Origin of the sequence: Streptomyces sp. R44 (genome assembly GCF_041053105.1) — a bacterium.
Lineage (GTDB): Bacteria > Actinomycetota > Actinomycetes > Streptomycetales > Streptomycetaceae > Streptomyces.
In genome coordinates, this window is record NZ_CP163444.1 from 2560383 (window position 1) to 2572050 (window position 11668).

Annotated in this window: 9 protein-coding genes; 4 read left to right on the forward strand and 5 right to left on the reverse strand. The window is 72.2% G+C overall.

Features of this window, described 5'->3' with window-relative positions; all coding sequences use genetic code 11:
* Positions 1 to 20: 20 nt before the first annotated feature.
* Positions 21 to 1298, reverse strand: coding sequence for an extracellular solute-binding protein (locus AB5J54_RS11835; protein WP_369143881.1), 1278 nt, complete (start codon positions 1296 to 1298; stop codon positions 21 to 23).
* A gap of 337 nt (positions 1299 to 1635) precedes the next feature.
* Between AB5J54_RS11835 and AB5J54_RS11840 the strand changes: the two genes are divergently transcribed.
* Both AB5J54_RS11840 and AB5J54_RS11845 read left to right on the forward strand, forming a co-directional pair.
* Entirely contained in the window at positions 1636 to 2670 is a 1035-nt protein-coding gene (locus AB5J54_RS11840; RefSeq protein ID WP_369143882.1) for a LacI family DNA-binding transcriptional regulator, read from the forward strand.
* 75 nt (positions 2671 to 2745) lie between these two features.
* A complete protein-coding gene (locus AB5J54_RS11845) occupies positions 2746 to 3660 on the forward strand; it encodes a phosphatase PAP2 family protein (RefSeq protein WP_369143883.1) in 915 nt (304 codons plus the stop codon).
* Between the two features lie 9 nt (positions 3661 to 3669).
* Here AB5J54_RS11845 and AB5J54_RS11850 read toward each other — a convergent pair whose 3' ends face one another.
* Together AB5J54_RS11850 and AB5J54_RS11855 are read right to left on the reverse strand one after the other, a co-directional pair.
* A complete protein-coding gene (locus AB5J54_RS11850) occupies positions 3670 to 5238 on the reverse strand; it encodes an amidohydrolase (protein WP_369143884.1) in 1569 nt (522 codons plus the stop codon).
* Positions 5148 to 6686 carry an APC family permease gene (locus AB5J54_RS11855; RefSeq protein ID WP_369143885.1) on the reverse strand — a complete coding sequence of 513 codons (1539 nt, stop codon included), beginning with the start codon at positions 6684 to 6686 and terminating at the stop codon, positions 5148 to 5150. The genes AB5J54_RS11850 and AB5J54_RS11855 overlap by 91 nt, the downstream gene beginning before the upstream one ends.
* A 116-nt stretch (positions 6687 to 6802) precedes the next feature.
* Between AB5J54_RS11855 and AB5J54_RS11860 the strand changes: the two genes are divergently transcribed.
* Positions 6803 to 7417, forward strand: a complete 615-nt coding sequence (locus AB5J54_RS11860; protein ID WP_369143886.1) for a TetR/AcrR family transcriptional regulator — start codon at positions 6803 to 6805, stop codon at positions 7415 to 7417.
* Here AB5J54_RS11860 and AB5J54_RS11865 read toward each other — a convergent pair.
* Positions 7408 to 7818: a VOC family protein gene (locus AB5J54_RS11865; RefSeq protein ID WP_369143887.1), complete on the reverse strand. Its 411-nt coding sequence runs from the start codon at positions 7816 to 7818 to the stop codon at positions 7408 to 7410. The two genes, AB5J54_RS11860 and AB5J54_RS11865, sit on opposite strands and share 10 nt — an antisense overlap.
* Positions 7819 to 7881: 63 nt before the next feature.
* Here AB5J54_RS11865 and AB5J54_RS11870 point away from each other — a divergent pair, with 63 nt between their 5' ends.
* On the forward strand, positions 7882 to 8322 hold the full coding sequence (locus tag AB5J54_RS11870) for a MarR family winged helix-turn-helix transcriptional regulator (RefSeq protein ID WP_369143888.1): 441 nt from the start codon (positions 7882 to 7884) through the stop codon (positions 8320 to 8322).
* Here AB5J54_RS11870 and AB5J54_RS11875 read toward each other — a convergent pair.
* Positions 8319 to 11306, reverse strand: coding sequence for a bifunctional [glutamine synthetase] adenylyltransferase/[glutamine synthetase]-adenylyl-L-tyrosine phosphorylase (locus tag AB5J54_RS11875; protein ID WP_369143889.1), 2988 nt, complete (start codon positions 11304 to 11306; stop codon positions 8319 to 8321). The two genes, AB5J54_RS11870 and AB5J54_RS11875, sit on opposite strands and share 4 nt — an antisense overlap.
* Positions 11307 to 11668 lie beyond the last annotated feature (362 nt).

Here is an 11668-nt window from a genome sequence, read left to right on the forward strand (position 1 = left end):
GAGCCGGCCTGCCTTCTTTCTTACTTCCAGTCCTTCAGGAGCTTGCGGTACGAGTCACCGATCGCCTTGGCGCCGGCGTCCGGGGTGGTCTGGCCGGTGAGGACCTTGGTGTACTCGACCTTGATCGGCTCGAAGAGGCTGCCGCCCTCCGGGATCCAGGGGCGCTCGACGGCCTTGTCGACGACCGGCTTGAAGAAGGCGATCATCTCGTTGGTCGCGACGTCCGGCTTGATGTAGACGGACTGGCGGGTCGGGAGCAGGCTGAGCTCCTTGGCAATCCGCGTCTGGGTCTCGACCGAGGTCATGTACTCGGTGAAGGCGTACGAGGCGTCCAGGTTCTTGGAGCCCGCGTAGACCGCGAGGTTGTGGCCGCCCTGCGGGGCGCCCTGGCCGGCCGAGCCGGCCGGGACGGGGGCGATGCCCAGGTTCGCCTTGTCGGCGAACTCCTTGCCCGCGTAGGTGTCGGTGACGGCCCACGGGCCGTTGATCATCATGGCGACCTTGCCGTCCTTGAAGGACGCCTGCATGTTGTCCCAGCCGTTGGTGGCGTCGGTGATCGCCGCCTTGGAGTCGACCAGGTCCTTCACGGTCGCGAGCGCCTTGACGCCCTGGGCGTTGTCGATCGTGACGGTCTTCTTCTCGGCGTCGACCATGTCGCCGCCCTCGCCGTACAGGAACGAGAGGAACCAGTACGGGTCGTCGCCGCGCAGGTAGAGGCCGGTCTTGCCGGTCTTCTGCTTGATCTTGGCGGAGACGGACTTGAGCTCGTCGATGCTCTTGGGGACCTCGACGCCGGCGTCCTTGAAGATCTTCTTGTTGTAGAAGATGCCCATGGAGTCGATGACCTGCGGGACCGCGTAGGTCTTGCCGTCGAACTTCGTCGAGGCGGTGGCCTGCTTCAGGAAGTCGTCGGAGTCCTTGAGGGCGGCGGTCCCGTCCAGCGGGGCGAGGTAGCCGAGGCTGGCGAAGTCGGGGGTCCAGGCGACCTCGGAGCGGATGACGTCGGGCGCGCCGGAGCCGGACTGCGCGGCGTTCTTGAACTTGTTCTGCGCCTCGCCGAACGGCACGTTCACGTACTTGACGGTGACCTTGGGGTGCTTCTTCGTGAACTCCTCGGCGATCTTCTTGAAGACCTTGTCCTCGGAGCCGACCGTCGAGGTGTCCCACCAGGTCACCGTGCCGGAGAGCTCGCCCGAGCCCTTCGAGCCGCCGTTGGAACCGCTGTCGCTTCCGCCGCACGCCGCCAGGGTCACGCCCAGGGCCGCGACCAGCGCGGTGGCCGCTATGCCACGCCGCATGTGAACTCCTTCAATGATCCCGGGGGAGACGAGGGGCTGGAACCTTCCTCATTGCGACCGCTCCCTCGCGGCGCTCCGGGTTGCCAGGAACGTAACAGGGATGAAAACGCGCCGAAAGACCTTGCGAGAACTTTCTGCAAGACCCGCCGATCGTTACATGCGCGTGTCCCGAAGGTTGCCGAAGGATCGCTTGACAGGGGCGGTCGGCCCCCTTTCCCGCCCGAATGCCCCCGCAAGGAGCCCGCAAGGACTGCAAGACCTTGCGCAAGAGTCGCGCCGCAACAGCCCCTGAGGCAGCGGTGGGCAATACGCCCTGTGACCGGTACAGTCCACCTTCATGACCGCGCGGCTCTCAGACATCGCAGCCCAGGCGGGGGTCAGTGAGGCCACAGTCAGCCGCGTGCTCAACGGCAAGCCGGGCGTGGCCGCCGCCACCCGCGAGTCCGTCCTTGCCGCGCTCGACGTGCTCGGCTACGAGCGTCCCGTACGGCTGCGCCAGCGCAGCGCGGGGCTCGTCGGCCTCATCACCCCCGAGCTGGACAACCCGATCTTCCCCGCCCTCGCCCAGGTCATCGGGCAGGCCCTGACCCGGCAGGGGTACACGCCGGTCCTCGCCACCCAGACCCCCGGCGGGTCCACCGAGGACGAGCTCACCGACATGCTGGTGGAGCGGGGGGTGGCCGGCATCATCTTCGTCTCCGGCCTGCACGCCGACACCACCGCCGACATGACGCGCTACGACCAGCTGCGCGGCAAGGGCGTCCCCTACGTCCTGCTCAACGGCTTCTCCCCCAAGGTCCAGGCCCCCTTCGTCTCGCCCGACGACCGGGCGGCGATGCGGCTCGCCGTGACGCACCTGGCCGCGCTCGGCCACACCCGGATCGGTCTGGCCGTCGGCCCGAAGCGGTTCGTGCCGGTGCTGCGCAAGATAGAGGGCTTCCAGCAGGGCATGCAGGAGCGGCTCGGTCTGGCCCCGGAGGAGTCCGAGGCGCTGATCCAGCACTCGCTCTACACCCTGGAGGGCGGCCAGGCGGCGGCGGGGGCGCTGATCTCCCGCGGCTGCACGGCGGTCGTCTGCGCGAGCGACATGATGGCGCTCGGCGCGATCCGGGCGGCCCGGCAGCAGGGTCTGGACGTCCCCCGGGACGTCTCGGTGGTCGGTTTCGACGACTCTCCGCTCATAGCCTTCACCGATCCGCCGCTGACCACCATCCGGCAGCCGGTGCAGGCGATGGGACAGGCCGCGGTCCGCGCGCTCCTGGAGGAGGTGGGGGGCACCCCGGCCCCGCACTCCGAGTTCGTCTTCATGCCTGAGCTGGTCGTTCGCGGCTCGACCGCATCGGCTCCGGCGCCCGCGCGCACTCCTTCCTGAGGTGGAGCGGGTGCACCCCGAACCCGACCGAGGGATGATCGGTCGGGGGGACGGGATCTGGCAGACTCTCTCGCTATGGGTGAAACGACCGTGAAGAGCTTGGACAGCCGGACGACCCCGTCGTCACCCATCGCGGCCGACGAGGGCAGGTTCGCGCGGCTGCGCGCGCACACGCCCCGGCGTCCCACGATCTGGTTCGAGATCCTGCTCATCGCGGTGAGTTACTGGACGTACTCGCTCATCCGCAACGCCGTGCCGGAGCAGAAGGCCGAGGCGCTCAGGAACGCCGACTGGATCTGGAAGACCGAGGAGTCCCTCGGTCTCGCCTTCGAGCACGCCGTCAACCATGCCGTGAACTCGGTGACGTGGCTGATCGTCTCGATGAACTACTACTACGCCACGCTGCACTTCGTCGTGACCATCGGTGTGCTGGTGTGGCTGTACCGGGGGCATCCGGGCCGTTACGCGGCGTTCCGTACCGTTCTGTTCGCCACCACCGCCGTGGCGCTGGTCGGTTACTACCTGTACCCGCTCGCGCCGCCGCGGCTGATGACCGGCCAGAACTTCGTCGACACGGTGCTCGTCCACCACACCTGGGGCTCGATGGCCTCGGGCAACCTGAAGCACGTGTCGAACCAGTACGCGGCGATGCCGTCGATGCACATCGGCTGGTCGCTCTGGTGCGGAGTCACCATCTTCCTGCTCGCCCGGGCGCCCTGGGCGAGGATCCTCGGCCTGCTCTACCCGGCGGCGACCCTGGTCGTCATCGTCGCCACCGCCAACCACTTCTGGATGGACGCGGTCGGCGGCATGCTCTGCCTCTCCTTCGGCTTCGCCGTCTCCTACTTCTGGTACGGCTCCCGCCCGCACCGGCTGCCCAGGCTGGTGGAGCCGGCGGCGTCGACCCCGCGGCGGAGCGGCCCGCCCCCGGTGAAGGGGACGGACCGCGCAGAGGAAGAGTCCGAGGAGCAGGTCGGCTCCCACCGGTGATCCCGCCGGTCAGCTCCGGTAGGTGACACGGCCGCCCGCGACCGTCAGCCGGACCGGGGCCTCGGCCGTCTCGTCCGCCGGGGCCTCCACCGGGTCCACGGCGAAGGCGGCGAGGTCGGCCCGGAGGCCCGGGGCGATCCGGCCGGCGACCGTCTCCTCCCCCGCGGCGACCGCCGCGTGCGTGGTCATTCCCTCCAGGGCCATCAGGCCGGTCAGGCCGCGGTGGGCCGAGGCCGCGCCGCGCGGGGCCTGCGCGGTCGCGAGGACCTGCCGGGCGTCGTAGTGGGCGATGGGCCAGTCGGAGCCGAGCGCGAGGTGCGCGCCGGCGTCCCGCAGGTCGCGGCAGCGCCAGGCGCGGGCGGCCCGCTCCTCGCCGAGCCGCTTGGACCACTCGTCGGTGTGGTCGGCGCGGGTGTACGCGGTGTGCGGGGGCTGCATGGAGGCGACGACGCCGAGCGCGGCGAAGCGGCCGAGCTGGTCGTCGGGGACGGTCTCGATGTGCTCGATCCGGTGGCGGGGACCGCCCGTACCGAGGGCTTCCACGGTGTCGAGGACGTGCCGTACCGCCGCGTCGCCGATGGCGTGGGTGGCGGTGCCGACGCCGGCGCGGTGGAGGTGGCGGACGGCGGCGGAGTACGCGGCGGGGTCGGGCCAGAAGGCGGCGGTGCCCTGGCCGTGGCAGTCGGCGTGCTCCAGCCAGGCGGTGCCGCCCTCGACGGTGCCGTCCATGAAGAACTTCACGCCGCCGATCGCCCACAGGCGTCCGGCCCGTTCCTGGAGCCGTACGAGTCCGTCGAGCTCCTCGGCGGTGGCGCCGGGCATGCACCAGGGGGCGAGGCGGAGACGGACCGGCAGGTCGCCGTCCTCCTCGACGGCGGTGAGGAGTCCGGGGACGTCGTGTCCGCCGAGGTCCATGACGTGGGCGGCGGTGAGGCCGGTGGCGGCCATGCCGGAGAGCAGCTCGACGAGCCGGTCGCGGCGCTCGCCGTACGACTGGGTCGGCAGGACCGGGGTCATCAGGTCCATGGCGGCGTGCTCGACGAGGTGTCCGGTGGGGCGGCCGCCGGCCTCGCAGACGATCTCGGAGTGCTGGGCGAAGGCGCGGGGTCCTTCGATGCCGGCGGCCTTGAGGGCGGTGGCGCTGGCGAGGGCCGAGTGTCCGTCGTAGAGGCGCAGGAAGGCGGGGGTGCCGTCGAGGACGTCCTCGACGAGGTCGCGGTGGACGGGGCGGCCGCCGAAGACGTTGTGGTCGAGGCCGAAGCCGATGATCCAGCCGTCGCGGCGTTCGGCGCCGCGGAGGGCGGCGCGGAGTCCTTCGAGGTCGGTGACGCCGGACAGGTCGGTGCCGGTGAACATCTCCAGGCCCCAGACGGGGTGGCTGTGGGCGTCGGTGAGGCCGGGGGTGAGGGTGGCGCCGGCGAGGTCGACGGTCTCGGTGCCGGGTCCCGCCCAGGTGCGGGCCTCGGCGTCGGTGCCCAGCGCGGTGATCAGTCCGCCATGGACGGCGACGGCCGTGTGGCCGGTGAGCTCGGGGTCGCGGACTCGGGCGTTGACGAGGACGAGGTCGGGTGCGGACACGAGGGGTCTGCTCCTTCGGAGTCGGGTTCGGCGGCGAAGCGGGCGTAGGTCTCGGGGCGGGTGCGGCGGAGCCGGTACGCGAGGAGGAGCCCGAGGAGGAAGACGGCGGGGGTGAGGGAGACGAGCACGGTGTTGACGGTGGTCGAGGCCCCGGTGAAGAGGTCGACGTGGGCGGTGACCAGGCCGATCGCCCCGGCGAGCAGCAGGAACGCGGCGATGGGGGCGACGACGGTGCGGAGCACGCCCTCGGTGTGGTCGATCCGCCGGAAGAAGCAGGGCACGGCGAGCGCGGCGAGCAGCTGGAGGAGCATCAGGCCGATCATCCCGGGCGTGTTCACCCAGAGCAGGAGCTGCTGGTACGGGTCGGCCCCGGCGAGCGCGAAGGCGAGGACCACGACGGCGCCGAGCACGGTCTGGGCGGCTCCGGCGAGGTACGGGGAGCGGTGGCGGGGGTGGATCCGGCCGAGCGCCTTCGGCAGGACGCCTTCCTCGGAGAGGGAGAGGGTGTAGCGGTTGATGGCGTTGTGGAAGGCGAGGAGGGAGGCGAGGACGCTGGTGATGATGAGCAGGTGCATCAGGTCGGCGGCCCAGGCTCCGACGTAGGTGGTGATGGCGGCGAAGAAGAGGCCGCCGGGGTCGTCGGCGGCGGCCTGGACGACCTTGTCCTCGCCGAAGGCCTGGATCACGGTCCAGACGACGAAGGCGTAGAAGAGGCCGAGGAAGGCGACCGCGATGTAGGTGGCGCGGGGGATGGTGCGGTCGGGGTTCCGCGCCTCGCGCCGGTAGATCACGGTCGACTCGAAGCCGGTGAAGGCGGCGAAGGCGAAGGCCAGGACGGCGGCGGTGCCACCGGTGAGGACGTGGGCGGGGGCGAGGCCGCCGACGGAGAGGCCGTCGGCGCCGCCGTCGAGGAGGACGCCGCCGGCGAGGAGGACGAGGATGCCGGTCTCGGCGACGAGGAGGACGCCGAGCACCTTGGCGCCGAAGTCGATGGAGCGGTAGCCGCCGTACCAGATGAGCAGGAGCCCGGCGAGGGAGACGGGCAGCCAGGGGATGTGGTGGCCGAGGGAGGCGGCGGTGTCGGAGGTGGCGGAGCCGAGGAGTCCGTAGACGCCGATCTCCATGCCGTTGTAGCCGAGCATGGCGACGAGGGCGGCGGCGATGCCGACGGGCTTGCCGAGGCCGCGGGTGATGTAGGCGTAGAAGGCGCCGGCGCTGCGGACGTGGCGGCTCATGGTGGTGAAGCCGACGGCGAAGACCGCGAGGGTGAGGCCGGCGAGGAGATAGCCGACGGGGGCGCCGATGCCGCCGAGCAGGATGGCGACGGGGGCGACGCCGGCCATGACGGTGAGCGGGGCGGCGGCGGAGACGACGAAGAAGGAGATGTCGGCGGTGGTGAGGGTGCCGGTTCTCAGTCCTGGGGGTTCGTCGGAGGTGGGTGAGGACATGGCGGGGGAAGCCTTTCCGCGACAGGAAACCTAAAGGCTTTCGGTTTGCGCAATGTAGCCTCGGCCTCGACCGTTCGGGAAGACCCGACGGGCAACCGAACAGGGAGTGACGACTCATGGGCCGGCCGCGCAGACCCCTCCTCGACCGGGAGCGGATCACCACCACGGCGCTCGAGATCGTCGACGAGCTGGGCGAGTTCAGCGTCCCGCAGATCGCCAGGCGGCTCGGGGTGCAGACGGCCTCCGTCTACCACCACGTGGACGGCAGGGACGGCATCGTCGAGCTGCTGCGCGAGCGGGTGGCCGCCGCCATCGACGGCGCGACCCTCGACCAGGAGCCCTGGGACGCCGCCATGGCCGCCTGGGCCCGCTCCTACCGGGCCGCCTTCGCCGCCCACCCGCGCACGATCCCGCTGCTCACCACCTCACCGGTGCGCGCGCCGAAGGTCCTCGGCCAGTACGAGCACGCCGTGGGCCGGCTGCTCGACGCGGGCTTCGCCCTGCCGGACGTCATGCCGGTGATCATCGCCCTGGAGAACATCGTCCTCGGGTCGGCCCTCGACATGGCCGCCCCCGAGGCGATGTGGGAGCTGGCCGACGAGACGGCCACACCCCGGCTGGCCCGCGCCCTCGGCGCGGTCCCGGAGGGCCGTACCGACCAGGCCTTCGAGCTGGCGCTCACCGGCTATCTGAGCCATGTCCGGGGGCTGCTCGACACGGATCAGCTGTAGGACTGGAGCTCGATCAAGTACCCCTCCGGGTCGCGGAGATGGGCGGTCCGCAGGCCGGGCCCCCACTCCGGGCGGTCGGCCGCGCCGAGTGCGGCGACCCCGCCGGACTCCAGGCAGAGGGCGAGGGCCTTGTCGACGTCGGCGACCCGCAGGACGAGCATCGCGGCGTCCTGGGCCGGCGCCGGCGCGGCCGGGAGGGCCCCGGTGCCGAGGACGGAGGCCATCGCGCCGCGGTCGAAGAGCACCAGGACGGCCCGCCCGTCGACCTCCCAGTTGGCGTACGGCCCGTCCGGGACCCCCTTGTCGAGGCCGGCGCCGGTCAGTGGCGGCAGGACCGCGGCGTAGAACCGGAAGCAGTCGGCGAAGCGGCTGACGAGCAGACGGGGGTACAGGACGTCCACGGCGGGCTCCTCGAAAAATAGTAGGTCCGCACCCACTATAGGAGCGGACCTTAGAATTCGGTCATGCCTTCCGCGCGATCCACCCCGCCCGCCCTGCTCGGCCTCAGCACCTACCTGCTCTCCCGGATCGGCAAGACGGCCCGGGGCAGACTGGCCGACCGGCTGGCCGAACGCGGCCTTCGGCTCTGGGACATGGCGGTCCTCGCCGCCCTCTCCGACTTCGGGCCGCACGCCCAGCGCGACCTGGTCGTCCGGCTCGGCGTCGACCCCAGCGACATGGCCAAGGTGGTCGAGCAGCTGGCCGGCGGCGGATACGTCGAGCGGGCCCGCGACCCCGAGGACCGCAGGCGCGTCTCCGTCAGCCTCGCCCCGGCCGGCCGGGAGCTCCTCGCGGAGCTCGACGCCGAGGCGCGGGCCGTCCAGGACGAGCTGCTCGCCCCCCTGGACCCGCGGGAACGGAACCTGCTCCAGGGCCTGTTGCTCCGGGTGCACGAAGGGCTCTAGGCCCCGTAGAAAAGCTCCTCCACCACTGCGCGAGCCCGGCGGGTGATACGGCGGTAGTCGTCGACCATCTCGCCGACGTGACCCGACTCGTATCCCAAGTACCGCCCCACCGCGGCGAGTTCCCGCGGAACCGAGGGGAAGGTGTCACCGGGGCGGCCGCGGACCAGCATCACCGCGTTGCGCACCCGGGTGGCGAGGACCCAGGCCTCGTCGAGGGTCTGCGCCTCCTCCGTCGGGATCAGCCCCGCGGCGTGGGCGGCGGCCAGGGCCTCGCGGGTTCGGGTCGTCCGCAGGCCCGGTTCCGCCCAGCCGTGCCGCATCTGGAGCAGCTGGACCGTCCACTCGACGTCGCTGAGGCCGCCGCGCCCGAGCTTGGCGTGGAGGGTCGGGTCGGCGCCGCGCGGCAGCCGCTCGGACTCCATCCGCGCCTTGAGGCGGCGGATCTCGCGGACCGCGTCCTCGCCGAGGCCCTCCATCGGATACCGCAGCGGGTCGACGAGTTCGATGAACCGGTCGGCCAACTCGAGGTCGCCGGCCATGGGTGCGGCGCGCAGCAGCGCCTGGCTCTCCCAGACGAGCGACCACCGGCGGTAGTAGGCCTCGTACGACTTCAGGGTGCGCACCAGGGGGCCGCTCTTGCCCTCCGGACGCAGGTCCGCGTCGATCAGCAACGGCGGGTCGGCGGTGGGCAGTTGGAGCAGCCGTCGCATCTCCGCGACCACCCGGTTCGCGGCCTTGGCCGCCTCCTGCTCGTCGACGCCCTCGCGCGGCTCGTGCACGAACAGCACGTCGGCGTCGGAGCCGTACCCCAGCTCGTGGCCGCCGAAGCGGCCCATGCCGATGACCGCGAACCGGGTCGGCAGCTCCTCGCCCCACTCGGCGCGCACGGCGGCCCGCAGGGCGCCGGCGATCGTCGCCGCGTTGAGGTCGGTGACGGCCTCCCCCACCACGTCGACGAGCGCGCCGGGGTCCTGCTCGCGGGGGTTGTCCTCGGTGCCGTACGAACCGATGAGATCGGCCGCGGCGGTACGGAACAGCTCGCGGCGGCGCACCCCGCGGGCCGCCGCGACGGCGTGCTCGGCGTCGTCCGCGCGGCCCACGGCCGCCAGGACCTCCTGCTCCAGATGGTCCCGGCCGCGCGGCTTCAGACCTTCCGGGTCGCCGAGGATCGCGACGGCCTCGGGGGCGCGGAGCAGCAGGTCGGGGGCGAGGCGGCCGGCGGAGAGGACGCGCGCGAGGTTCTCGGCGGCGGCGCCCTCGTCGCGGAGCAGCCGCAGGTACCAGGGGGTCTTGCCGAGGGCGTCGGAGACCTTGCGGAAGCCGAGGAGTCCGGCGTCCGGGTCGGCCGAGTCGGCGAACCAGCCGAGCAGCACCGGGAGCAGGGTCCGCTGGATCGCCGCCTTGCGGGTGACGCCGGAGGCCAGGGCCTCCAGGTGGCGCAGGGCGGCGGCGGGGTCCGCGTATCCGAGGGCTTCGAGGCGCTGTCCGGCGGCCTTGGGGCTGAGCCGGATCTCGCCGGGGGCGAGCTGGGCGACGGCGTCGAGCAGTGGCCGGTAGAAGAGCTTCTCGTGCAGCCGGCGGACGACGGCGGCGTGCCGCTTCCACTCCTTGTTGAGCTCGGCGACCGGGTCGGTGCGCAGTCCGAGGGAGCGGCCGAGGCGGCGCAGGTCGGCCTCGTCCTCGGGGACGAGGTGGGTGCGACGCAGCCGGTAGAGCTGGATGCGGTGCTCCATGGCGCGCAGGAAGCGGTAGGCCTCGTCGAGCTGGGAGGCGTCGGCGCGGCCGACGTAGCCGCCGGCGGCGAGGGCGGCGAGCGCGTCGAGGGTGGTGCCGCTGTGCAGGCCGGCGTCGCTGCGGCCGTGCACGAGCTGGAGGAGCTGGACGGCGAACTCGACGTCCCTGAGGCCGCCGGGGCCGAGTTTGAGCTCGCGCTCGACCTGGGCGGCGGGGATGTTGTCGACGACCCGGCGGCGCATCTTCTGCACGTCGGGGACGAAGTTCTCGCGCTCGGCGGCCTGCCAGACGAGCGGGGAGACGGCGTCGATGTACTGGGCGCCGAGCTCCAGGTCGCCGGCGACCGCGCGGGCCTTGAGAAGGGCTTGGAACTCCCAGGTCTTCGCCCACCGCTGGTAGTAGGCGAGGTGGGAGGAGAGGGTGCGGACGAGGGGGCCGTTGCGGCCCTCGGGGCGCAGATTGGCGTCGACCGGCCAGATGGTGCCCTCGACGGTGGTCTCGGAGCAGATCCGCATGAGGTGGGAGGCGAGCCGGGTCGCGGCCTGGATCGCCTTGCCCTCGTCGGCGCCCTCGGCCGGTTCCCCGACGAAGATCACGTCCACGTCGGAGACGTAGTTCAGTTCGTGGCCGCCGCACTTGCCCATCGCGATCACCGCGAGCCGGCACATGGCGGCGTCGGCGGGCGCGGCCGAACGGGCGATGGCGAGGGCGGCGCGCAGGGTCGCCGTCGCCAGGTCGGCGAGCTCGGCGGCGGTCTGGGCGACGTCGATGGTCGCGCACACGTCGCGGGCCGCGATGGCGAGGAGGCAGCGCCGGTAGGCGACCCGCAGCGACACGGCGTCGGTGGCCTCGGCGAGCCCCTGCTCGAACTCGGCGACCCCCGGGTGGAGGTCGGCCGCCTCGTACGTGACGAGGGACTCCCAGTCGCGGGGGTGCCGGGCGAGGTGGTCGGCGAGCGCCTCGGAGGCGCCGAGGACGCCGAGGAGCCGGTCCCGGAAGGGCTTCGCGGAGAGCAGCGTGGTGGTGAGGGTCTGCCGCTCGGTCTCGGGCTGCGCCTCGACGAGCCGGACCAGCCCGCGCAGGGCGAGGTCGGGGTCGGCGGTGACGCCGAGGGCGTCGAGGAGGACGGGGTCGTCGCGCAGCGCGGACAGTTCGGGCACGTCGAGGAGCCGTTCGGCACCCGAGGGGTCGGTGAACCCGTGCCGCAGCAGACGTGAGAACGTACTGCTCCTGCGTCCCGGCACCGTCATTCCGCCGCTCCCTCCGAGCAGGTCAGCCCTGGGGCCTGTCCGGCCATCCGCGTCGGATCAGGCCGGGTCGTCCGGTGCGTGCGATCGGCGTGCGGCCGGGACGCCCTCGTAGCGGAGCTACTTGGGCGTTTCGGCCGTGCGGCGAGCGTGCGTGCCGGGCGGGCCGGACCCGACGGGAATGGTCGGACAGGCCCCAGGGCCGGACCCGACGGGAATCGTCAGACAGGCCCTGGCCGAGCCTATCGGGAGCGGGGGCCGACGGCTTCCCCCGCCCGTCGGTCACACCGGATCACACGTGAGATCGCCCACAAGGATCGTGGTCCGGGCGAATGAACCGTGAATCTGGAAGGCCCGTCTTGTTG

What these genes read in the sequence shown, in the direction of transcription:
- AB5J54_RS11835 (WP_369143881.1), bottom strand. Translation starts at nt 1,298, where the DNA reads ATGCGGCGTGGCATAGCGGCCACCGCGCTGGTCGCGGCCCTGGGCGTG.
- AB5J54_RS11840 (WP_369143882.1), top strand. Translation starts at nt 1,636, where the DNA reads ATGACCGCGCGGCTCTCAGACATCGCAGCCCAGGCGGGGGTCAGTGAG.
- AB5J54_RS11845 (WP_369143883.1), top strand. Translation starts at nt 2,746, where the DNA reads ATGGGTGAAACGACCGTGAAGAGCTTGGACAGCCGGACGACCCCGTCG.
- AB5J54_RS11855 (WP_369143885.1), bottom strand. Translation starts at nt 6,686, where the DNA reads ATGTCCTCACCCACCTCCGACGAACCCCCAGGACTGAGAACCGGCACC.
- AB5J54_RS11860 (WP_369143886.1), top strand. Translation starts at nt 6,803, where the DNA reads ATGGGCCGGCCGCGCAGACCCCTCCTCGACCGGGAGCGGATCACCACC.
- AB5J54_RS11870 (WP_369143888.1), top strand. Translation starts at nt 7,882, where the DNA reads ATGCCTTCCGCGCGATCCACCCCGCCCGCCCTGCTCGGCCTCAGCACC.
- AB5J54_RS11875 (WP_369143889.1), bottom strand. Translation starts at nt 11,306, where the DNA reads ATGACGGTGCCGGGACGCAGGAGCAGTACGTTCTCACGTCTGCTGCGG.